This is a genomic window from Kineosporia mesophila (genome assembly GCF_021129235.1).
Taxonomy (GTDB): Bacteria; Actinomycetota; Actinomycetes; order Actinomycetales; family Kineosporiaceae; genus Kineosporia; species Kineosporia mesophila.
Map to the genome: position 1 here is coordinate 174,511 of NZ_JAJOMA010000008.1, position 21,196 is coordinate 195,706.

21 protein-coding genes are annotated in these 21,196 nt (G+C 70.4%); 8 read left to right on the forward strand and 13 right to left on the reverse strand.

Annotation, left to right across the window (positions count from 1 at the left end):
* Nucleotides 1-13: 13 nt before the first annotated feature.
* The 3 genes from LR393_RS13615 to LR393_RS13625 form a co-directional block, all read right to left on the reverse strand.
* Nucleotides 14-1,060, reverse strand: coding sequence for a YihY/virulence factor BrkB family protein (locus tag LR393_RS13615; protein ID WP_231484246.1), 1,047 nt, complete (start codon nucleotides 1,058-1,060; stop codon nucleotides 14-16).
* A gap of 103 nt (nucleotides 1,061-1,163) precedes the next feature.
* A complete protein-coding gene (locus LR393_RS13620) occupies nucleotides 1,164-1,520 on the reverse strand; it encodes a hypothetical protein (protein WP_231484247.1) in 357 nt (118 codons plus the stop codon).
* Between the two features lie 24 nt (nucleotides 1,521-1,544).
* The gene (locus tag LR393_RS13625) at nucleotides 1,545-3,041 is read right to left on the reverse strand and encodes a DHA2 family efflux MFS transporter permease subunit (protein WP_231484248.1); all 1,497 of its coding nucleotides are present in this window, start codon (nucleotides 3,039-3,041) and stop codon (nucleotides 1,545-1,547) included.
* A 94-nt stretch (nucleotides 3,042-3,135) separates the two neighbouring features.
* Here LR393_RS13625 and LR393_RS13630 point away from each other — a divergent pair, with 94 nt between their 5' ends.
* Complete coding sequence (locus tag LR393_RS13630) at nucleotides 3,136-3,795, forward strand: TetR/AcrR family transcriptional regulator (RefSeq protein ID WP_231484249.1); 660 nt, start codon at nucleotides 3,136-3,138, stop codon at nucleotides 3,793-3,795.
* 21 nt (nucleotides 3,796-3,816) lie between these two features.
* Here LR393_RS13630 and LR393_RS13635 read toward each other — a convergent pair whose 3' ends face one another.
* Nucleotides 3,817-4,293, reverse strand: coding sequence for a DUF3618 domain-containing protein (locus LR393_RS13635; protein WP_231484250.1), 477 nt, complete (start codon nucleotides 4,291-4,293; stop codon nucleotides 3,817-3,819).
* A complete protein-coding gene (locus LR393_RS13640) occupies nucleotides 4,290-4,721 on the reverse strand; it encodes a phage holin family protein (protein ID WP_231484251.1) in 432 nt (143 codons plus the stop codon). The genes LR393_RS13635 and LR393_RS13640 overlap by 4 nt, the downstream gene beginning before the upstream one ends.
* A 153-nt stretch (nucleotides 4,722-4,874) precedes the next feature.
* On the opposite strand from LR393_RS13640, the gene LR393_RS13645 reads away from it, so the two are divergent.
* Nucleotides 4,875-5,477 (forward strand): hypothetical protein, encoded by a 603-nt coding sequence (locus LR393_RS13645; RefSeq protein WP_231484252.1) that lies wholly within the window; start codon nucleotides 4,875-4,877, stop codon nucleotides 5,475-5,477.
* On the opposite strand, the gene LR393_RS13650 is transcribed toward LR393_RS13645, so the two are convergent.
* The 7 genes from LR393_RS13650 to LR393_RS13680 form a co-directional block, all read right to left on the reverse strand.
* A complete protein-coding gene (locus LR393_RS13650) occupies nucleotides 5,465-5,911 on the reverse strand; it encodes an SRPBCC family protein (RefSeq protein ID WP_231484253.1) in 447 nt (148 codons plus the stop codon). The genes LR393_RS13645 and LR393_RS13650 overlap by 13 nt on opposite strands.
* A gap of 32 nt (nucleotides 5,912-5,943) precedes the next feature.
* A complete protein-coding gene (locus LR393_RS13655; protein ID WP_231484254.1) occupies nucleotides 5,944-7,803 on the reverse strand; it encodes a CheR family methyltransferase in 1,860 nt (619 codons plus the stop codon).
* A complete protein-coding gene (locus tag LR393_RS13660; protein ID WP_231484255.1) occupies nucleotides 7,800-8,816 on the reverse strand; it encodes a chemotaxis protein CheB in 1,017 nt (338 codons plus the stop codon). Before LR393_RS13660 ends, LR393_RS13655 begins: the two co-directional genes overlap by 4 nt.
* 52 nt (nucleotides 8,817-8,868) lie before the next feature.
* Nucleotides 8,869-10,167, reverse strand: coding sequence for an ANTAR domain-containing protein (locus LR393_RS13665; RefSeq protein WP_231484256.1), 1,299 nt, complete (start codon nucleotides 10,165-10,167; stop codon nucleotides 8,869-8,871).
* Between the two features lie 190 nt (nucleotides 10,168-10,357).
* Nucleotides 10,358-11,251, reverse strand: a complete 894-nt coding sequence (locus LR393_RS13670; protein WP_269327163.1) for an SDR family oxidoreductase — start codon at nucleotides 11,249-11,251, stop codon at nucleotides 10,358-10,360.
* Nucleotides 11,252-11,289: 38 nt separating this feature from the next.
* Nucleotides 11,290-13,401 carry a catalase gene (locus LR393_RS13675; protein ID WP_231484257.1) on the reverse strand — a complete coding sequence of 704 codons (2,112 nt, stop codon included), beginning with the start codon at nucleotides 13,399-13,401 and terminating at the stop codon, nucleotides 11,290-11,292.
* 38 nt (nucleotides 13,402-13,439) lie between these two features.
* The gene (locus tag LR393_RS13680; protein WP_269327164.1) at nucleotides 13,440-14,624 is read right to left on the reverse strand and encodes a zinc-dependent alcohol dehydrogenase; all 1,185 of its coding nucleotides are present in this window, start codon (nucleotides 14,622-14,624) and stop codon (nucleotides 13,440-13,442) included.
* Between the two features lie 340 nt (nucleotides 14,625-14,964).
* Here LR393_RS13680 and LR393_RS13685 point away from each other — a divergent pair, with 340 nt between their 5' ends.
* From LR393_RS13685 to manD, 5 genes are read left to right on the forward strand one after another with little or no spacing between them, the layout of a single operon-like run.
* Nucleotides 14,965-15,579: a D-sedoheptulose-7-phosphate isomerase gene (locus LR393_RS13685; protein ID WP_407937317.1), complete on the forward strand. Its 615-nt coding sequence runs from the start codon at nucleotides 14,965-14,967 to the stop codon at nucleotides 15,577-15,579.
* Nucleotides 15,576-17,018, forward strand: a complete 1,443-nt coding sequence (locus LR393_RS13690; protein WP_231484261.1) for a PfkB family carbohydrate kinase — start codon at nucleotides 15,576-15,578, stop codon at nucleotides 17,016-17,018. The genes LR393_RS13685 and LR393_RS13690 overlap by 4 nt, the downstream gene beginning before the upstream one ends.
* A 37-nt stretch (nucleotides 17,019-17,055) precedes the next feature.
* Nucleotides 17,056-17,592 (forward strand): hypothetical protein, encoded by a 537-nt coding sequence (locus LR393_RS13695; RefSeq protein ID WP_231484262.1) that lies wholly within the window; start codon nucleotides 17,056-17,058, stop codon nucleotides 17,590-17,592.
* Nucleotides 17,592-18,068, forward strand: coding sequence for a DUF421 domain-containing protein (locus tag LR393_RS13700; protein WP_231484263.1), 477 nt, complete (start codon nucleotides 17,592-17,594; stop codon nucleotides 18,066-18,068). Before LR393_RS13695 ends, LR393_RS13700 begins: the two co-directional genes overlap by 1 nt.
* Before the next feature lie 22 nt (nucleotides 18,069-18,090).
* Nucleotides 18,091-19,365: a D-mannonate dehydratase ManD gene (gene manD / locus LR393_RS13705; RefSeq protein WP_269327166.1), complete on the forward strand. Its 1,275-nt coding sequence runs from the start codon at nucleotides 18,091-18,093 to the stop codon at nucleotides 19,363-19,365.
* On the opposite strand, the gene phoU is transcribed toward manD, so the two are convergent.
* Nucleotides 19,321-20,040, reverse strand: coding sequence for a phosphate signaling complex protein PhoU (gene phoU / locus LR393_RS13710; protein ID WP_231484265.1), 720 nt, complete (start codon nucleotides 20,038-20,040; stop codon nucleotides 19,321-19,323). The genes manD and phoU overlap by 45 nt on opposite strands.
* Nucleotides 20,041-20,241: 201 nt before the next feature.
* On the opposite strand from phoU, the gene LR393_RS13715 reads away from it, so the two are divergent.
* A complete protein-coding gene (locus LR393_RS13715; RefSeq protein ID WP_231484266.1) occupies nucleotides 20,242-21,168 on the forward strand; it encodes a hypothetical protein in 927 nt (308 codons plus the stop codon).
* The last annotated feature ends 28 nt before the right edge of the window (nucleotides 21,169-21,196 follow it).

The window sequence follows — 21,196 nt, forward strand, 5'->3', positions numbered from 1 at the left end:
CGGTCACGCTGGGTCATACGCTGCCGGAGTCGCCGCCCCGCTCGGGCCGCAGGTGCTTGCGCGAGCCCTCGACCTCGGCCAGCTCGTCCTCGTTCAGTTTCCGGGTGTCACGCAGCGGGACATAAGGTTCCGCACCCTCGGGCAGGCCGTCGTGCTCGGCCCGGGCGCGTTCCAGCTCGGCGTTGAACTCGGCGCCCAGCAGGATCGCCAGGTTCGAGATCCACATCCAGACCAGGAAGATGACGATACCGGCGAAGGTGCCGTAGGTGGCGTCGTAGCTGGAGAAGTTGGAGACGTAGAAACCGAACCCGGCGGAGGCGATCAGCCACAGGATGACGGCCAGGAAACCGCCCGGGGTGACCCATTTGAAGCCCTGCTTGGCGTTCGGGGTGGCCCAGTACAGGATGGCCAGTTCCAGCATCATGATCAGGAACAGCACCGGCCACTTCGCGATGCTCCAGGTGGTGAGCGCGGCGCTGCCGAGACCCAGCAGGTCACCGGCGCGCTCGGCCACGGGGCCGGTGAAGACCACGATGACCACGGCCAGCAGCAGAAGCACCACCATGACCACGGTGGTCAGGATGCGGGTGGGCAGCGTCTTCCAGATCGGCCGGCCCTCGGGGATGTCGTACACGACATTCGAAGCGCGCATGAAGGCGGCGACGTATCCGGAGGACGACCACAGGGCCGTCGCCAGACCGAGGACGAAGGCGATACCGGCCGAGGACGGCTTGTTCCCGACCTGGCCGAGAATGCTGTCGAGGGTGCCCTGGAACGAGCCCGGCACCACCTCGCCGAGGTTCTTCCGGAGGTCGTCGATGGCCTGGTCGGACAGGAACCCGAACAGCGAGATCAGCACCAGCAGGGCCGGGAACAGCGCCTGGATGCCGTAATACGTGAGGGCCGCGGCCACGTCGGACAGGTTGTCGTCCGAGAACTCCTTGCCCGCGCCCTTGAGCACCCGCATCCAGGAGTGTTTCGGCAACTGGGCGGGCGACGTGGCCGGGTCTTCGGGAGGAAGATCGTCCGGGCTGCTCTGCTGTTTCTTCGATCCCCACATAGGGTCACCGTGTCACGGGGCAGGCGCCACCGCCGGTCGAGAAGACCCCCTACCAGCAGGTATGTGACCTTGTGCCCGCCTGCGCCGGTACGGGCAGAAAGGGTCAGGGCCGCACGGGCCCCCGGAGAACGGCCTCCCGCATGTCGTCGGTGCGCCCGGCGCCACGAACTCCAGCCACCAGGTGGCGCCACCCTCCCGGGCCGCGCTCACCGCGCCCCGCTCGGCCGGCTCGTCGTCCAGCCGGCGGCGCCCGTCGAGCGGCCACGTCGAGCGGCCACGTCGAGCGGCCACGTCGAGCGGCCCGCAGCCGCACGGCGAAGGCCGACGCGGTGCGGGAGGGCGGCTCGCTCGACTCGATCCGGGTGGCCGGGAAGATGCGGCAGATCAGTGAGAAGCGGGCGAAGGCGCTCGAGCGCTGACCGTCAGCAGAACAGAAGGGAGGACGCGTGGGGGCACCCACGCGTCCTCCCTTCTGTTCCTGCTCTTACATGTGGACCGCGACGTTCTCGTTCTGCGCGGCCATCTGCGCCGTGACCCGGCGCGAGGGGTACAGCACGAAGGCGACCAGCGCGGCAGCCGCGAAGAAGACCGCCGACCAGATGAAGACCGCGTCGTAGGCGGCCAGCTGGGCCTGGATCATCACGTCGGCCGCGGTGGCGTGCGAGGCGGCGTAGTCGGTGGCGGCGGACGCCGAGACGCTGCTCAGCAGGGCGACGCCGATCGAGCCACCGACCTGCTGGGCGGTGTTCACGGTGGCCGAGGCGACACCGGCCTGGTGGGCCTCGACGCCCATCGTGGAGGAGCCCATCGCGACGGCGAAGATGCAGCCCAGGCCCAGGCCCGACAGCACCAGACCGGGCAGCAGCGCGGTGAGGTAGCTGCTGTCGGCTCCGAAGCCGGTGAACAGCAGCATGCCGGCCGCGGCGAGCAGGGCGCCCACCCCGACCTGGATCTTCGGGCCGAGGTTGTTCTGGAAGGCTGGGGTGCCGTTGAACTGAGCACTGACACCGATCGCGACGACCATCGGCAGGAACGCGAAACCCGATGTGATCGGCGTGTACCCGAGTACCTGCTGCACGTAGAAGGTGACGAACAGGAACACCGCGAACATCCCGATCGCGGCGATCAGCATGACCAGGTACGAGGTTCCGCGCACCCGGTCGAGGAGGATGTTCATCGGCAGCAGCGGGTGCCGGACCAGGCGCTCGGCCACCACGAAACCGATGACCAGCCCGATGCCGGCGATCAGGCCGGCCAGGGTGACCGGATCGCTCCAGCCCTCGGTCTCGGACCGGGCGAAACCGAAGACGACGAAGAAGATCCCGGCGACCGCGAGCACCGACCCGGGCCAGTCGAACGACATCTTGCCGCTCTCGCGCTCGTTCGCGGGCAGCAGGCGCAGGCCACCGATCACGGCCAGGACGGCGAAGAAGACGTTCACGTAGAGGCACCAGCGCCAGGACAGGTACTCGGTCAGCGTGCCGCCGAGCAGCAGGCCGACCGCCGCACCGGAACCGGCGACAGCGCCGAAGATGCCGAATGCCTTACCGCGGTCCGAGGAGGCGGCGAAAGTGACCGTGAGCATGGCCAGGGCGGCGGGGGCCAGCAGCGCGCCGAAGGCACCCTGCGCGGCGCGGGCCACGATCAGGACCTCGTAGCTGGGGGCCCAGCCGCCGAGGGCACTGGCCGCGGCGAAGCCGACCAGGCCGACGAGGAATCCGAGCTTGCTGCCGAACATGTCGTTCAGCCGGCCACCGATCAGGAGGAGGCTGCCGAAGGCGAGGGAGTACGCGGTGACGACCCACTGACGCTGCGCGTCGTCGAACGCCAGGTCGGTCTGCGCGGCGGGCAGGGCGATGTTCACGATCGTCGAGTCGAGCACGACCATCAACTGGGCGATCGAGATGACACCGAGGATCAGCCACTGCTGGCGACCCGCCGGTGCGCTGGTGCTGGCCGCCAGGGGCGAACGGTCGGACATGTCCTGCCTTTCGAAGGCGTGGTGGAGCGGAATAGCTGTTCCGCATTGGCTCCACCATAGCGGAATAGTTGTTCCGCATTGCTAGGCTGAACTCGTGAGTACTTCGTCCGGGCGGGCCGCCGCGTCTGCGGAACCTGGTGGGAACATGACGGACCGGATCCTGCAGGCGGCCGGGGAAGTCTTCGCCGACCAGGGGCTGGGGGCCACGCTGGCAGACGTCGCGGCCCGGGCCGGGGTGGGTGTGGCCACCGTGTACCGGCGGTTCGCGAACAAGGACGAGCTGATCCTGGCCTCGTTCGAGATCCGCTTCCGGCAGTCACAGACCGACGTGCTGCGGGCGATCGAGGAGGCGGACCCGTGGACGGGCTTCGTCGAGTTCTTCGAGGGGGGCGTGCATCTTTTCTCGCAGGACCGGGGCTTTCGCGAGTTCGTCGTCGGTGGCTACGCGGAGAGCGTCGGCTGGGCCCGGGCCAGCTCACACGATCACGTGGTGACCGTGATCCGTCGGCATCAGCAGTTCATGCGGGAGGCGCTGGAGCGGATGCTGCTGCGCTGTCAGGAGGCGGGGGCGGTGCGGGACGACGTGCACCCCAGCGACCTGCTCGCCCTCACCATGGCGGCGGTCAGCAGTATTGATTTCGGTGCGCTGAAGGGCAACCCGGCGATTCACCGGCGGGTCATCGGGGTGATCCTCGACGGCCTGCGACCGGCCCGGAACGCGCCGACGCCCCTGCCGCCGGCCACGTCGGGCTGACAGCAGGGGCGTCGGGAAGGTTCAGTTACCGCGTCGCCGCAGCCACACGAACAAGCCGGTCAGGAAGGCGGCGGCCCCGCCCACGGCGGGGATGAGCCAGGGGCGCTCCCGATGCTGCTGCTGCACCGCTTCCTGGGCCACGTGGGCCTTCTCGGTCGCGATCACGCGGGCCTGCCCGGCCTTGGCCCGGGCCTGCTCGCCGGTGACCTTCGACTGCTCGGTGACCGCGGTCTTCGCCGCGACCGCCTGAACCTTGGCGGTCTGCTGAACCTCGCCGGCCTTGGCCTTCAGCTCCTGGGCCTTGACCCGCGCGGCGCCCTGCACCTCCTGGGCCTTGGTGCGGGCGGTGTCCTGCACCTGGTGAGCCTTCTCGGTGGCCCGGGTCTTCACATCGGCGCGGGCGGTGAGGGCCTCGACCGTGTTCGCGAGCTCGTCGCGGGTGTGGTCGATGTCCTCACGGATCTCGTCGGCGCTGCGGCTGCCGTTCTCGTCGCTCATCGGTGCGTACTCTCCTTCACGGCCTCGACATCATGCTTCGTGCTGTCCACGGCCTGGGTCGGCACGGGGGGAGTGGCCTGCTGGAACTGCTTGCGGCCGATCAGGGCCATCACGCCGGCCACGACGAGCAGCACCGCGGCCACGATCAGCGCGGCGGCCCAGGCGGGCATCGCCTCGGCCAGGCCGAGCACGGCCGCCGCGATCAGCACGCCGGTGCCGAACAGGGCGACCAGACCGGCCCCGCCGAAGGCGCCGGCCCCGATGCCCGCGTGCTTGGCCTTCTCGGTGAGTTCGGCCTTGGCCAGCTCGATCTCCTGACGGGCGAGCTGCGGCACCAGGCGGGTGATGTCCTGGACCAGTTCGGGGGCCGACTTGTCCTGCTGGGGGTTCTGGTGGGTCGGGACGGGCCCGGGAACAGCCGATGTCATGCTCGAGGGCCTCTCTCGTTCGTCACGCTCATGGCTTCTCCAAGGTCGCGTCGCGCGTTCCCTTAGAATTTAGATGTGCCCTGGCCAGGCGCATCCTGAGTTACCCCCTCGGGAGCGGACAGATCGGTCCAAGATCACGCAATACTGGCCCGCATGACTGATGAGCAGCCCGAGGACGAGACCGTGGGCCGATCGGGGGCCGGTGCGCTTGTCTGCGTCGTGCTGCTGGTGCTGACCGTGGGCCAGCTGCTGGTGGCCACCTTCTTCGCCTCCGGGCTGGAACAGTTCGAGGACAAGGGCTTCGGGGCCCGCCTGGTGCTCTACCCGGTGATGATGCTGACGGTGCCGGCGATCTGGTGGCTCACCACGAAGCGTCGGGACGACCCGCCGTGGGCCGCGTTCGCCTGGATCATGCTGCCGTTCCTCGTCGACGTCACCGGCAACACGCTGAACCTGTACGACGCGGTCGGCTGGTGGGACGACGCCAACCACTTCGTCAACTGGATGTTCCTCGGGCTCGGGGCCGGCCTGCTGATCACCCGCGGGCCGGCGCGGCCGCGCTGGGAGATCGTGCTCCTGGTCGCCGGGGTCGGCGCGATCATGGCGATCTTCTGGGAGATCGGGGAGTACTACGCGTTCATCCGGGGCGGCACGGAGCTCGACACCGCCTACACCGACACCCTGGGGGACGAGGTGCTCGGCACGTTGGGTGCCCTCACCGCCGGGGTGATCACCGCGGTGCGTCAGCGGCGGTAGGCCCCGCCCTCGGCCAGAAAGGCGAGCCGCCGCAGGCTTTCGGTGTTGCGCGGCGCGATGCTGAGCTGGCGGACGGGCTGGGGGACCAGCTTGCCGGGGCCGGAGGAGACGTCTTCCTGCAGGCGCACCAGGGAACCACCGTCCTCGTCGTCCTCGAGCTCGAGGTAGACCGTGGCCTCGCCGACCGGCCAGCCGCGGGCCTGCAGCACCAGCCGGTGGTTCGGGACGAAGTCGACCACCTGGGTCTCGTCGTCCAGGAGCGCCGGCCACACTCCGACCGAATGGTGGATCTTGGAGCCGGGTTTCGGCCAGGCGTCGTCCACCGCCCGGATCCGGGAGGCGCCGACCACCCAGCCGGCGTAGAGCCAGCCGTCGGACAGAACCGCGAAGACGTCCTGCACGGGGGCCTGGATGTGTCGCTTGACCTCGATCATGGCCCTATTGCACCGCAGATCCGGCCGATGCGTCACTCGACCGTGGTCATGACGACGAGCGTGCCCGCCGTCCGGGAGTCCGGCTGGTGCAGTGCGCTGACCGTGACGGCGACCCGGATGCTGCGCCCTCGCCGGTTCACCGCATCGAGCACAGCGCTGGCGCGCTCGCCCGTCTCACCCAGGGCCTGCCGGATCAGTGGGCGCAGGTGCTCCACCGGCAGGCCGATGTCGAGGTTCAGCAGGTGCCGCCCCACGGTCTCGTCCTGCCGCAGGCCCCACAGCTCCTCGGCCCCGGAGTTCCAGACCTGGACCTGGAGGTCGTGGTCGACCACGGCGATACCGGCCTCCAGGGTCGTCAGCACCATCTCCATGAAGCCGTTCAGGCTGGAGACCTCGCTGGTGCGCTCGCGGAGCTCGGTGTTGCTGAACTGCAGTTCGTCGTTCATCGACTGCAGCTCCTCGTTCATCGTCTCGAGTTCCTCGTTGGTGGACTGGAGCTCCTCGTTCGTCGTCTCCAGTTCCTCCACCGTCGACTGGAGTTCCTCGTTGGTGGTCTCGAGTTCCTCGTTGGTCGACTGGAGTTCCTCGTAGGCGGTCTCCAGCTGGCGGTTCGCGTACTCCAGCTCGGTCTGCAACTGCCGGTACCGCGAGACGTCGGTGAAGAGCAGGCTGGTGCCCAGCAGCAGGCCGCCCCGGTCGAGCAGCGGGACCAGCTGGATGTCGAGCCACACCGTGCTGCCGTTGCGCGTCCACTCGACGTCGCGGACCCAGACCGGGCGCTTGTCGGAGACGGCCTGCTTCAGGTGTGACCGCAGCTCCACCGGGCGGTAGGAGACCTCGAGATCCTGCAACGGTCGGCCCACCTCGCGGGTGGTGAGGCCGAACAGGGCACTGGCCCGCTGGTTGCTGAGCAGCACCCTGCTCTCCGCGTCCAGCACGATCTGGGCGACCGGGCTGGAGTTCAGCGCCTCCTGCCGGACCTGGCCGTGGTAGTCGCTGCCCTCCACCGCGGCCAGGACCGGGCCCGGCCCGGGCAACATTGTGCGCTCGGGCCGGCCGCCGGTCACCACCTTGCGGAAGAAGCGGCGTTTCAGGTCGACCGGGGTGAAGACCGAGCCGTGGGTCAGCAGCATCTCGGCCTTGCCGAGGAACAGCACGCCGGAGTTCTCCAGCGCGAAGTGCAGCCGGTGGATGATGCCGGCCTGGGTCTCGGCGTTGAAGTACATCAGGGTGTTGCGGCACAGCAGCAGGTCGATGTGGGAGATCGGGGCGTCCTGCACCAGGTCGTTGCGGCCGAAGATCACCGAGCGGCGCAGGTCTTTGGTGAAGGTGTAGCGCTGGCCGGAGTTCTCGAAGTACTTCTCGACCAGGTCACGGGGCACGTTGCGCAGGAGGCGCTCGTGGAACGTGGCGGCCCGGGCCTCGGCCAGCGCCTCCTCGTCCACGTCGGTGGCGTAGATCTTGACCCGCCGGCGCACCTGCTCGACGCCGAGTTCCTCGGCCAGGCAGATCGCCAGGCTGTAGGCCTCCTCGCCGGTGGCGCAGCCTGCGCTCCAGATCCGGATCGGGCCCGCGCCCTTGCGTTCCAGCAGGGCCGGCAGGATCTCGCCGCGCAGATGGGCCCAGGCCTCGGTGTCGCGGAAGAAACTCGTGACATTGATGAGCATCGTGTTGAACAGGCTGGTGAACTCGTCCGGGTGCAGCTCGAGGTAGTCCTGGTACTCCTCGTAGGAGCTCACCTGGACGGCCTGCATCTGGTGGTTCACGCGGCGCATGAGACTGGTGCGCTTGTACCCGGTGAAGTCGAAGCGCCGCGCGTCCTTCAGGTACTGCAGAAGACGCTCGAACTCGGCGCCCTGATCGTCGGCCGGCGGGATCGTGTTGTCGCTCAAAGCTTCTCCGCAGCAGGGTCGATCTCGGGGGACGGGCCTCGGAGCAGGAGCCGCCGGACCAGCTCGGCGGCCTCCCAGGCCTCGGTGGAATTGTCGGCGAACCGGGCGGCCACCAGTTTCTGCCCGCTGTCGGTGGCCCGGCCGCTCATCTGACGGGCGAGCGCGGCCTTCTCCTCCAGGGCGCGCAACGCCATCCACAGCGCGCCCTCGGTCGCGGCGTCGCTGCGGGCCAGCAGGCTCGACATCGACCAGGCGTGGCCGACGCGGCAGCGGTACCGGACCTGCCCGTGCTCCTCGATCTCGAACAACGAGCCGTAGCAGTCCGGGCAACCGAAACCGGCGGGCCGGCCGGGTGGATCGGACCGGTGAAGGGCCGCCGGGTCCAGCGCGGCCACGGCCAGTTCCCGCGTCAGCAGGTCGTCGTCGCGGTCCGGGGCGTCGGGCACCTCGACGCCCGTCAGTTCGGTGAGCCGGGCCGCCATCGCGGCGACCGGCAGCACGAACTCCGGGGCGCCGGCGTCGATCGCGTTCGTGGGCATGCCGGGATGCAGGGCATCGTCCGGGGCCTGGACCATCCCGATCCCGCCGTGGTGCCGGATCGAGACCAGGCCGGTGGAGCCGTCGTCCAGGGTTCCGGAGAGCACGATGCCCAGCACCCGCGGCCCCAGGACCCGGGCGGCCGAGCGGAACAGCACGTCGACGGCGGGGCGATGCCCGTTCTCCCGCGGGCCCCGGGTGAGGACGACCTGGTCGCCCGTCACCAGCAGGTGATGGTCGGGACGCGCGACGATCACGGTACCGCGCCGCAGCGGCGTCTGGCCGGTGGCCGGCACCACGTTCAGGGCGGTGGCCCGGGACAGGATGGTGGCGAGGGCGTTGACCCCGGAGGCCGGGGTGTGGAGGACGACCAGGACACAGGCCGGAAGCTCGGCCGGCAGCGGGGCCAGCAGGGCGCTGATGGCTTCCACCCCGCCCGCGCTGGCACCGACGACGACGACGTCACGCACGGCCACGTGACCTACCTCCATCGGCTCGGGCGATTTCGACCCTAGTGCATGGTGCCGGTCAGGAGGACCGGCCGGCGCGGGCCGCCTCGTCCACGAGTGCCTGGGCCAGGTCGCGCACCCGGCGGTTGCTGTCGTTGCTCATCTTCGTCAGGTACGCGAACGCCTCCTGCGCGCTGCACCCCCGGGTGACCATGATCATGCCCTTGGCCTGGTCGATGGAGGCCCGGGAGCCGAGGGCCTCGTGCAGCTGGCGCTGTACCTCGCGCATCTTCTCCAGGGCCTCGCTGTCCCGCACCAGGGTCTGGGCCGCGGCGACGAAGGGGGCCAGTTCCCCGGCCGTCTGCTCCGGCAGCCGGCTGCCGGGGTGGCCGTAGAGCATCAGGACCCCGACGGCGCGGTCCTCGTGGTGCAGTGGCAGGGCCAGCCAGGACGGGGTCTCGTCACCGTCCCGGATGTTCTCGCCCAGGCGAGGCCAGCGCGGATCGGTGAACGGGTCGTGGGTCAGCACCGGCTCCAGCTGCGCGTAGGCGGCGAAGACCGGTCCGGAGCCGACCGTGTGCTGAAGACCGTCGCCGGCCTGTGCGTCGGGTGAGCTGGACACCGCGGTGGAGGGCTGGGCCGGGTCACCGAGCAGCACGGAGCCGGCCTGGATCCGCGGCTCGGCCCGGATCGCCAGCTCGATCACCCGGCGCAGCAGCCCGGGCAGGTCGCCGTCGCCCACCCCGAGCCGCGACAGGTCCACCAGCGCGGTCCGGTAGGTGCTGCTCAGCGGCGGGGCGTCGGGGGTGACCGGCTTCAGGATCCACTGCACCGGCGCTTCTTCACGGTCGTCGGGACGGTCGTCGGGTTGCTGCCGGGTGATGGTCACGTGGCACGGCACGGCATCTGCGCCCCGGGGCGTCAGCAGGAGGACGCCCGAAGCCTGCGTCCCGGCGGTCAGGGACGCGTACAGCAGTTGCCGCGCCTGGCGGCGGTCGGCCGGGTGGACGAAGGAGAAGACCGGTTTTCGCTGCTGGAGGGCGCGGACCGGGGTGGCCAGCAGGCGCTCCGTCGCGGGGTTGGCCTCGACGATGCCGCCCTCGAGGGTGGTCGCCAGGACCGCCACGGGCAGACCCTCGACCAGCCGCCGGGACCGGTTGCCGGCCTTGATCTCGGCGAGCTGACCGGCGAGCTCGTCCTGTGCGGCCCGGATCTCGTCCGCCACCGCGCCGATCGTCTCCTCCGACGGGAGGTCGTCCCCGGCCAGTGCCTCCTGGGCCAGGACCAGCTGGTGCATCGACTGCTGGAGCGCACGGACCGACCGGTCCCGGGGGTCGGGAGCCACCGGGTGTTGTCGCAGGGTGGGGTTCGTGGTCATCCGGTCGGTGCTCCGCTTCGCTCTTCGTGCCGGCAGGCGTGCCGAGTCGTGACGGAATGACCCCGGACGGACCGCACATCGTGTGTGACAGCAGTCTGTTGCCTGTGCCCTTCTCCACCGGGTGCGACGCGCAGTACGCGTCGCACCCGGTGGAGAAGGGGTTTTCCCAGCCTGTCGACCGCCCCTGCGGTCAGGGCGTGGGCATTCCCCCGGTCACGGTGAGAGTCTCGCCCACGGTGTACGACGACTCGGCCGAGGCCAGGTACACGTACGCCGGCGCCAGTTCGGCCGGCTGCCCCGGACGCCCCAGCGGGGTCTGCTGCCCGAACTCCGGGAGAGCCTCCGGCGGCTGACCGCCGGCGGCCTGCAACGGCGTCCAGATCGGTCCGGGGGCGACCACGTTCACCCGGATACCGCGCGGGGCCAGCTGCTGGGCCAGGGCCTTGCTGAAGGTGTTGATCGCGGCCTTGGTGGTGGCGTAGTCGACCAGCGTGGGGGAGGGGCTGTAGGCCTGCACCGAGCTGGTGTTGATGATCGCCGCCCCGGCCGGCAGGTGCGGCAGCGCCTCCTGGATGATCCAGAACATCGCGTGGATGTTGGTGCGCATCGTCAGATCGAAGCTCTCCGAGGTGATGTCCTCGAGCTTCTCCTGCGTCTGCTGCCGGCCGGCCACGTTGACCACGAGGTCGAGCCCGCCGAGCTCCTTCACCGCGGTGCGCACCAGGCTCCGCGCGAACTTCTCGTCGGCCACGTCACCGGGTGCCTGCACCGCCTGGCGCCCGGCCTGGGTGATCAGCTCGGTCACCTCGTCGGCGTCGGGCTGCTCCTGCGGAAGGTACGAGAGCACCACATCGGCGCCCTCCCGGGCGTAGGCGATGGCCACGGCCCGGCCGATGCCCGAGTCGGCCCCCGTGACCAGGGCCTTGCGGCCGGCCAGGCGGCCGGTGCCACGGTAGCTCTTCTCACCGTGGTCGGCCTTCGGGCTCAGCTCCTGGTCGAGGCCCGGGCCCTCCTGGTACTGCTCGTCGGGCTGCGGCATGCGGTACTGCTCGACCGGGTTGGTGAAGGTGTATTGGTCGCTCAAAGCTGTTCTCCTGTTTCGTGATGTGTGGAACGCGCGGCTCAGCCCCGCACGGGGGCCACCGCATTGGCCATCACCAGGTCCGCGCGGTCCCAGGCCCGGTGCAGGCCCAGCGCGGCGACGAGTTCGGCGATGAAGGTCTTGTCGGCGCTGTCGCCGTGCAGCACGCCCGGGCCGTCGGCGGGGATGCCGGAGGCGGTCAGCACCTCGACGCCGTCGCCCCAGGCCCCGACCGCCTTGCAGTGCCGGTACATCTCCTGCAGCAGCACGACCGTCTTGATGTCGGGCGCGTGGGCGGTGCCCCCGGCGACCAGCACCGCGTCGAACTCGATCGATCGAGCCGTCAGGGGGGTGCGCTGCACGGTCTCCCCCGAGCGCCCCTTCCCCACGAACCCGCCGGTCGGGGCGATGATCAGGAGCTCGGCACCGAGCTTGAGCAGCGCCTTGCGCATCGCCCTGACCCCGCCGAGGTCGGAGGCGTCATCGACGATCACCCCGATCTTGCGCCCGGCGATCGGGCCCGGGACCTCGACGATCTGCGACAGCGCGGGCGAGAGCTCGACCTCGCCGACCTCGGTCAGGCCGGTCGGCATGGGAAGGCCGAGGCCCGCGGCCACCGTCGCGCACAGGTCGGCGTCGACCTGCGCGAGCACCGTCAGCTCGCGCTCCTTGATACTCTGCTCGAAGCACTTGCCCAGCTCGAACGTGAAGGCCTCGGCGATGTGCGCCTGCTCGAGCGGGGTCAGGCTGCGGTAGAACAGCGCGGCCTGGGTGAAGTGGTCCTCGAACGACAGCGGGTTGGCCCGCACCGCGTTGCCCTCGATCCGGCGCGGCGTCTGCACGTACCCGTTCTCCAGGTCGACGGCGGGCAGGCCGCCGTCCAGGCTGTTGGGCCGGTACGGCGCCACCCCGGTGTGGATCGCGGTCTGGTGCATGCCGTCGCGCAGCATGTCGTTCACCGGCACGTGCGGCCGGTTGATCGGCAGCTGGCTGAAGTTCGGCCCGCCCAGCCGGGTCAGCTGGGTGTCCAGGTAGGAGAACATCCGGGCCTGCATCAGCGGATCGTTCGTCACCTCGATGCCCGGCACCAGGTGGCCGGTGTGGAAGGCGACCTGCTCGGTCTCGGCGAAGTAGTTGGTGGGGTTGCGGTTCAGCGCGAGGCGTCCGAGCAGCTGCACCGGCGCCAGCTCCTCCGGCACGAACTTCGTCGGGTCGAGAAGGTCGATCCCCTCGAAGGTCTCGGTGCCGTCGTCGGGCAGCACCTGCACGCCCAGGTCCCATTCCAGGAAGGCCCCGGCCTCGATCGCGTCGGCCAGGTCACGGCGGTGGAAGTCGGGGTCCACCCCGGCGGCGATCTGCGCCTCCTCCCAGACCAGCGAGTGGACGCCGGCGACCGGCTTCCAGTGGAACTTCACCAGGTGCGACTCACCGGCGGCGTTCACCAGCCGGAAGGTGTGCACGCCGAAGCCCTCCATCGTGCGGAAGGACCGCGGGATGCCCCGGTCGCTCATGTTCCAGAACACGTGGTGGGTGGCCTCGGTGTGCAGCGAGACGAAGTCCCAGAACGTGTCGTGGGCCGACTGCGCCTGCGGGATCTCCCGGTCGGGCTGGGGTTTGCCCGCGTGGATGATGTCGGGGAACTTGATGCCGTCCTGGATGAAGAACACCGGCATGTTGTTGCCGACCAGGTCGAAGTTGCCCTCGTCGGTGTAGAACTTCGTGGCGAACCCGCGGGTGTCGCGCACCGTGTCGGCCGAGCCCTTCGAGCCCAGCACGGTCGAGAAGCGTACGAAGACCTCGGTCTCCTTGCCCTTCTCGGCCAGGAACCCGGCCCGGGTGATGCTCGCTCCGGTGCCGTACGAGGTGAAGACGCCGTGCGCGGCGGCGCCGCGGGCGTGCACCACCCGCTCGGGGATGCGCTCGTGGTCGAAGTGGGTGATCTTCTCTCGGAGGTGGAAGTCCTCCAGGAGGGTCGGGCCCCGCTCGCCCGCCTTCAGCGAGTGGTCGGTGTCGGGAAGCCGAAGGCCCTGGGCGGTGGTCAGGTGGTTGCCCGACTGCGCGCGGGAGTCGACTGCCCCGAGGTCCCCGGTCTTCACCCCGGTGGGGCTGACCGGTTCGGGGGCGGTCTGGTCGGGCTTGCGGCGAGTGGCCATACGTGACTCCTGTGCTGGATGGGTTTTTTGCGGATCGATCAGGGCTGGAAGACGACCTTGACCATGCCGTCCTGTTTCTTCTGGAACTCGGCGTAGGCGTCCGGGGCCTGCTCCAGGGGCAGCGTGTGGGTGGCGAAGCTCTCGACGCCGAACGGGTCGCCGTCCAGCAGCAGCGGCAGGATCTCCGGCACCCAGCGCCAGACGTTCGCCTGCCCCATGCGCAGCTGGATCTGCTTGTCGAACATGGTCATCATCGGCATCGGGTCGGCCATCCCGCCGTAGACCCCGCTGAGCGAGACCGTGCCGCCGCGGCGCACCAGGTCGACGGCCAGGTGCAGGGCCGCCAGCTTGTCCACACCGATGGTCTGCATCATCTTGCGGGCTACCGGGCTGGGCAGGAAACCGGTGGCCTTGTGGGCCAGGGCGGCGCCGGGCGAGCCGTGCGCCTCCATGCCGACCGCGTCGATCACCGAGTCCGGGCCCCGGCCGTGGGTCAGGTCGCGGATCAGCGCGGTGACGTCGTCTCCGTGCTGGTTCAGGTCGATGGTGTGCACCCCGTGCGCGGCGGCGCGCTCCAGGCGTTCGGGCACCAGGTCGACCCCGATGACCTGGCGAACTCCCTGGTGCTGAGCCACTCTCGTGGCCATGTCACCGATCGGCCCGAGGCCGAGCACCACCAGCGATCCGTCGCGGGGTACGTCGGCGTAGGCCACGCCCTGCCAGGCCGTGGGCAGCACGTCGGAGAGGAAGAGGAACCGGGAGTCGGGCGGGCCCTCGGGCACCTTGATCGGCAGTGTGTCGCCGAACGGTACGCGCAGGTATTCGGCCTGGCCGCCCGGAACCTGCCCGTACAGCTTGGTATATCCGAAAAGCGATGCCCCCATGCCCTGCTCGCGCACCTGGGTGGTCTCGCACTGCGACTGCAGGCCCTGCGAGCACATGAAGCAGGCGCCGCAGGAGATGTTGAAGGGGATCACCACCCGGTCGCCCGGTCGCAGCTTCGTGACCTGCGGGCCGACCTCCTCGACGATGCCCATCGGCTCGTGACCGAGAATGTCGCCCGGGTCCAGGAAGGGACCCAGGGGTTCGTAGAGGTGAAGGTCCGAGCCGCACAGCCCGCTCGAGGTGACGCGGATGATCACGTCGGTCGGGTCCTGCAGCTTCGGGTCGGGTACGTCCTGAACCCGGATGTCTCGCTTGCCCTGCCAGGTGACGGCGCGCATCGGTCTCCGTTCCACAGTGGTGACGGTGGTGTCCGACGGATCCGCGGTTGCTTCACGGCTGAGTCCGGCTGCTGGAACTGGCCAAGATCCAACAGATCTCGTCCCACTCGCGACTCTGTCAGATACCCCGGGGTACGCCAGTCGAACGCCGTTCGAAGGTTTCGGGGCTTCCGGGTCACTGCACCGATCGGCAACCCGTGATGCCGCGATCGGCACCGGACCGGTGAGTAGGGCCGAAAACTGCCCACACTTTTCCCAGGGCGGGGACGAAGCCCTGACCGCCTGCCCTGGAGGTGCCGTGACCGCCGACATCCGTCCTGTAGTCCCGAAGGTTCCGCTGGTGCGGTCCGGTCGCGACGACGCCCCGCCACCGGGTGCCTGGCTCGACCGGCACCTGGAGGACCTGGCCCGGGGCCTGGGGTCACTGCACCGTCAGGCCGGCCTGCTGGAGACCTGGGGGAGCCGTCTGGCCGCGGTCCTCCAGGCCGGTGGCCGGCTGCTCGTGGCCGGTAACGGGGGCAGCGCGGCGCAGGCCCAGCACCTGACCGCCGAGCTGGTGGGCCGGTTCCTCGAGGAGCGCCGGCCGTTCTCGGCCCTGTGCCTGAGCGCGGAGACCTCGACCCTGACCGCGCTGGTCAACGATTACGGCGCCGAGGAGATGTTCGCCCGCCAGGTGCAGGCCCACGGGCGCGAGGGCGACGTGCTGGTACTGCTGTCCACCAGCGGCCGCAGCCCCAACGTGCTGGCGGCCGCGGAACGGGCGGCCGAGTGCGGCCTCACGGTCTGGGCCCTGACCGGCCCCCGCGGCAATCCCCTGGCCGGGGTTGTGGGCGAGGCGATCTGCGTCGATGCCCGCACGACGGCCACGGTGCAGGAGGTGCATCTGGTGGCGGTGCATGCGATCTGCGCGGCGGTGGACGCCCGGTTGCGGCAGCCGGTGGTGGTGGTCCGGTGAACCGGTCCGTCGTGGTGCTCGGGGACGTGGTGCTCGACCGCGACGTGCACGGCATCGTCACCCGGATCGCCCCCGATGCCCCGGTGCCGGTGCTCGACACTCTGTGCACCGTCGAGCGCCCGGGCGGTGCCGGGCTGGCCGCGCTGTTGTGCGCGGCGCCGGGCATCGACGTGACCCTGATCGCCCCGCTGGCCCGCGACGAGGCCGGGCGGCGTCTGGAAGAGCTTCTGGCGCCTCATGTCACGGTGGTTCCCCTGGAACCGGGAGGCCCCACCCGCACCAAGACCCGGCTGCGGGCCGCCGGGCAGAGCCTGCTGCGGCTGGACGAGGGCGGACCGGGGTCGCCTCCGGTCGCCTCGGTGGGGATCGTCGAAAAGGTGCTGGGGACGGCCGATGTCGTACTGGTTCCGGACTACGGGGCCGGTCTCACCCGGCATCCACAGATCCGCCGTCTGCTGGCCCGGGCGGCCCGGCGCCTGCCGGTGATCTGGGACCCGCACCCGCGTGGGGGAGCGCCGGTGCCCGGATGTCTGCTGGTGACGCCGAATCTCGCCGAGGCGATCCAGAGGGGCGAGGCGGGGGAGACCGATCCGGTGTCCCTGGCCGATGCGCTGCGCACCCGCTGGCGGGTGCGGGCCGTCTGCGTCACCGACGGCGCGAACGGCGCCTACCTGGGTCAGGCCGGTAGTGAGGTGCTGTACCTGCCCGCCCCGGCGGCGCAAGGCGATCCGTGCGGTGCGGGTGACCGTTTCGCTGCCTCCGTGGCAGTTGCGGTGAGCAGAGGACGAGTCCTCTCCGAGGCGGTCGGCGCTGCGGTCGGGGAGGCGTCGGCCTGGGTGGCCGCGGGCGGCGCAGCGTCCTTCCGGCCGCCCACCCGGCTCGCGCCGGCCGGACGCGTCCTGGCCATCGACCCGGTGACCACGCCGGTACCGGACCCACCGATCCACGCCGACCACGTCGTCCTTCATGAGGGGGTTGCCCGGGGCTGGCCCGCCGTCGAGCAGCACGTGGCCCGCGTGCGGGCCGCAGGAGGTCGCATCGTCGCCACCGGAGGTTGTTTCGACCTGCTGCACGTCGGCCACATCTCCTGTCTGCAGGCCGCGCGCCGGGCCGGTGACACACTCGTCGTGCTGCTCAACTCGGATGCCTCGGTGCGGCGGCTGAAGGGGCCCCAGCGGCCGGTGGTGCCGCAGGACGAGCGTGCGCAGATGCTGGCGGCCATCGAATGCGTCGACGCCGTGGTAATTTTCGACGAGGACGACCCGGTGCGGGCGCTGGGCCGGCTGCGGCCCGACATCTGGGCGAAGGGCGGCGACTACGGCGGGATGGTGATGCCCGAGGCCGCGCTGGTGCGCAGCTGGGGTGGGAGGGTGCTGTTGCTGCCGTACGTGCGCGGACGCTCCACCACGGCCCTGCTGGAGCGCGCCGGGCCCGGATGACGGGCCGAACCGGGCTTCCTGCGCTAGCGTCGCCCGCGTGTCCCCGGACCGTGAAAGTATCTCCACCCTGACCGATCTGCGCACGGTCGACCAGAACCGGCGTGGCCGGGCGGTGCGCCGCGCCATGGTCACCGTACTCACGCTCTTCGTGGTCACCGGGGCCACCGGGCTGCTGGGCGTGCGCACCCGCACGACCACGGCGTCCACCGATGCGGGAGGCGGGTACACCCTCTCGGTGACCCACGCCTGGATCTCCCGGGCCGGGCTGGACACGCCCTGGCAGGTCACGGTGACCCACCCGGGCGGTTTCGACGGACCCGTGACCCTGGCCACCGACGTCCACTATTTCTCGCTCTTCGAGGCCCAGGGGTTCACGCCCGAACCCGACTCCGAGACCAGTGGTGGCCGGTACGTCTACCAGCAGTTCGCCCCGCCTCCGGGTGACACCCTGACCGTGCAGTTCGACGCGTACATCCAGCCCTCCAGCCAGCACGGTGAGAAGGCCGAGACCGCGCTGCTGATCGACGGCCGGGAAATGACCCGCGTCGCCTACCGCACGAGGCTGGTGCCCTGATGGAGATCGTTGTGCGCGCCGCCGTCATCTGGGTGTTCCTGTGGGTCATCACGCGGGCCGTCGGCCGTTCCACGCTGGGGGAACTGAGCACCTTCCAGCTCATCCTGTTCGTCACGATGGGAGACATGGTGCAGCAGGGGGTGACCCAGCAGGACTACTCGGTCACCGGTGCGCTGCTGGCCGTCTCCACCTTCGCCGTGATCACGGTGGGCGTCTCCTACGCCAACCAGCGCTGGCGCCGGCTGCTGCCGATCACTCACGGGGTGCCGATCATCATCGTGCGCGACGGTGAGCCGGACATGAAAGCGCTCAACGGGGAACGGATGTCGGTGAACGACCTGTTCGCCTCGGCACGGGAACAGGGAATCCGGCGGATCCGCGACGTGGAGCTGGCGGTGCTGGAGGCCAACGGCCGGATCTCGTTCTTCACGCACGACGTGCAGGACGGCGCCCCGGATCCGCCGGAGGCCGGCTGACTCTTGCCAGGGCTCCTTGGAGATGCCTAGCGTCGGGTTCAAGACGCTGGAGTCCCGAAGGAGAACCGTGCAACTGGTCAAGGCCGAAGTCGTTGTCACCAGTCCCGACCGTAACTTCGTCACGCTCCGTCTGGAGACGGACGAGGGGATCGTGGGGCTGGGCGACGCCACCCTGAACGGACGCGAGCTGGCGGTGGTGGCGTACCTCGAGGAGCACGTGGTGCCGCTGCTGATCGGGCGCGACGCGGCGCGCATCGAAGACACCTGGCAGTTCCTGTACCGCAGCGCGTACTGGCGGCGCGGGCCGGTGACGATGGCGGCGATCGCGGCGGTGGACGTCGCGCTCTGGGACATCAAGGCCAAGGCCGCCGGGATGCCCCTCTACCAGCTGCTCGGTGGGGCCTCGCGCAACGGGCTGCTGGCCTACGGGCACGCCTCGGGGAAGGAGCTGCCGGAGCTGTTCGACAGCATCCGCGAGCACCAGGAGAAGGGGTTCCGGGCGGTCCGGGTGCAGACCGGGGTGCCCGGGCTGAAGTCGATCTACGGCATCGCCTCCAACGCCACCTACGACGGCGGGCGCTACGACCACGAGCCCGCGCAGCGCGGTGACCTGCCGGCCGAGGAGGACTGGGACACCCGCTCGTACCTGCGGCACGTGCCCACGGTGTTCGAGGCGGTGCGCCACGAGTTCGGCCCGGAACTGCCGCTGCTGCACGACTCCCACCACCGCCTGACCCCGATCCAGGCGGCGCGGCTGGGCAAGTCGCTGGAGCCGTACGACCTGTTCTGGCTGGAGGACGTGACCCCGGCGGAGAACCAGGAGGCCCTGCGGCTGGTGCGGCAGCACACCACCACGCCGCTGGCGATCGGCGAGATCTTCAACAGCGTCTGGGACTACCAGACGATCATCCGCGAGCAGCTCATCGACTACGTGCGCAGCGCGGTCACCCACACCGGCGGGATCACGCACCTGAAGAAGGTGCTCGACTACGCCAGTCAGTACCAGATCAAGTCGGGTATGCACGGGCCCACCGACATCTCCCCGGTGGGCCTGGCCGCGCAGATGCACCTGGGCCTGGCGATCCACAACTTCGGGATCCAGGAGTACATGCAGCACGGCGCCCGCACCGACGAGGTGTTCCGGCAGTCGTTCACGTTCATCGACGGGCTGCTGCACCCGGGGCACGAGCCCGGTCTGGGCGTGGAGCTCGACCTCGAGCAGGCGGCGAAGTACGAGTACCAGCGCGCCTATCTACCGTTCAACCGGCTGGCGGACGGGACGGTACATGACTGGTGACTCGATGCTCTCCCGGGGTCGCGGCTCCGGGAGAGACCCGAGCACGATGAAGTGCACCTGGTGGGCGATGGTGACCGTGTGGTCGCCGAAGCGTTCGTAGAAGCGGCCGAGCAGGGTCAGGTCGACGGCCGGTTCGACACCGTGCGGCCAGTCCGGATCGATCAGAGTGGCCAGCAATTTGCGGTGCAGGCTGTCCATCCGGTCGTCGACCGCCGCCATCCGGCCCACCAGGCCCACGTCCTGGGTCTCCAGCAGATCACGGGTCATCGCGGTCTGCGCAACGGCCACCTCGCCCATCTCGCGCACCAGGTCGCGGGAGGCGCCGGGAGCCACGCAGCGCGGGTACCGGCGCCGCACCAGTTCGGCGACGTGCCGGGCCAGGCCACCCATCCGCGCCAGGTCGGCACCCACCCGCAGGGCTGCGAGCAGGGAGCGCAGATCGCCGGCCACGGGCGCCCAGCGGGCCATGATGCGCAACAGGCGGTTCTCCAGACCCTGGTGCAACATGTCCATGCCGCGGTCGAGATCGATCACCTGCTCGGCCCGCGCCACATCGGTACCGACCAGTGCGGCCGTCGCGCCGCGCGCCGACTGCTCGGCGAGATCGCACATCTGGAGCAGGATCTCGTCGACGCGACGGAGGTCGGACTGATAACTGTCACGGATACCGGTCATGCCACGTCTCCCCGTAATTCCCCGTAATTCCCGGTAGCACTGGCGGTTCACCACCCGTCACGGGCCACCCGAAGATGGGCCCGTTCGCGCATTGTCGCAGAAGGGACGAGAATCGCATCCAGGTGCCAGATGAACTCCGACAGACGAGTGGATGGCGGGTTTCCGCTTGCCGAGCGGGTTTCGAGCCGTGACGGTGTGTGCATGACCTCGACCCTGAACCGCGGGCTGCTGGCGGGAGCCGCCGGCACGGCGGTCCTCAACGCCATCAGCTACGCCGACCTGGCCGCTCGCGGCCGCGATGCCAGTGACCTGCCCGGCCGGACCGTCGAACGACTCGGCGACGTGATCGGCGTGAGCATCCCGGGTGCCCCGGCCGAGCGCTCCCACCGGCTCACGGCCCTGGGCGCACTCGCCGGTACCGCCACCGGCCTGGCCGTCGGGGTGGTGGCCGCCGCGGCGCGGTCGGCCGGGGTGCGGTTGCCCGCGCCGCTGGAGGCCGTCGCGGTCGGGGCGGGCGCGATGGTCGCCACCGACGGGCCGGCGGCGCTGCTCGGCCTGACCGAACCGCGCACCTGGAGCGTGACCGACTGGATCAGCGATGCCGGGCCCCACCTCGGCTACGGCATCGGGGTGGTGTCGGTCCTGCGGGCCACCTCGTCGACGGAGGACGACGTGGAGCCCGCGTCCGCGGGTCTCCTTCTGCGGTCGGTCGCCCTGGGAGCGGCCGCCGGCTGCCGCAGTTCGCTCGGCGTGGCCGCCCCCACCCTGCGCTCGGGCGCCTCCGGGATCTCCCGGGCCGCGGCCCTCGCGACGGTGGCCGGTGAGATGGTGGCCGACAAGCTGCCGTCCACCCCGGCCCGTACCCAGCCCCAGGGCGCGGCTCCCCGTTTCGCCGCCGCCGTCACCGGGGCCACGGCGTTGTCCCGCCGCCAGAACCGCAACGTGGTGCTGCCCGCCGTGGCCGCGGCGGCCGGTGCGGCGCTGGGCACCTGGGGCGGTCACGCCTGGCGGGCGTGGGCGGCCGACCGGATGCCCGCCTGGCAGGCGGCCCTGATGGAGGACGTCGTGGCCGCCTCGGTCGCCCTCCTCGCCTCCGGGGGAGCCGGCTCAGTCGCTACGGAGCAATGAGCGGTCGTCCGCCCCACCCGCGTTCGTG

Coding starts and splice junctions, on each gene's coding strand:
- LR393_RS13665 (WP_231484256.1), bottom strand. CDS start 10,167: ATGACCACGAACCCCACCCTGCGACAACACCCGGTGGCTCCCGACCCC.
- LR393_RS13615 (WP_231484246.1), bottom strand. CDS start 1,060: ATGTGGGGATCGAAGAAACAGCAGAGCAGCCCGGACGATCTTCCTCCC.
- LR393_RS13650 (WP_231484253.1), bottom strand. CDS start 5,911: ATGATCGAGGTCAAGCGACACATCCAGGCCCCCGTGCAGGACGTCTTC.
- LR393_RS13680 (WP_269327164.1), bottom strand. CDS start 14,624: ATGCGCGCCGTCACCTGGCAGGGCAAGCGAGACATCCGGGTTCAGGAC.
- LR393_RS13640 (WP_231484251.1), bottom strand. CDS start 4,721: ATGACATCGGCTGTTCCCGGGCCCGTCCCGACCCACCAGAACCCCCAG.
- LR393_RS13700 (WP_231484263.1), top strand. CDS start 17,592: ATGGAGATCGTTGTGCGCGCCGCCGTCATCTGGGTGTTCCTGTGGGTC.
- LR393_RS13645 (WP_231484252.1), top strand. CDS start 4,875: ATGACTGATGAGCAGCCCGAGGACGAGACCGTGGGCCGATCGGGGGCC.
- manD (WP_269327166.1), top strand. CDS start 18,091: ATGCCTAGCGTCGGGTTCAAGACGCTGGAGTCCCGAAGGAGAACCGTG.
- phoU (WP_231484265.1), bottom strand. CDS start 20,040: ATGACCGGTATCCGTGACAGTTATCAGTCCGACCTCCGTCGCGTCGAC.
- LR393_RS13675 (WP_231484257.1), bottom strand. CDS start 13,401: ATGGCCACTCGCCGCAAGCCCGACCAGACCGCCCCCGAACCGGTCAGC.
- LR393_RS13625 (WP_231484248.1), bottom strand. CDS start 3,041: ATGTCCGACCGTTCGCCCCTGGCGGCCAGCACCAGCGCACCGGCGGGT.
- LR393_RS13715 (WP_231484266.1), top strand. CDS start 20,242: ATGACCTCGACCCTGAACCGCGGGCTGCTGGCGGGAGCCGCCGGCACG.
- LR393_RS13635 (WP_231484250.1), bottom strand. CDS start 4,293: ATGAGCGACGAGAACGGCAGCCGCAGCGCCGACGAGATCCGTGAGGAC.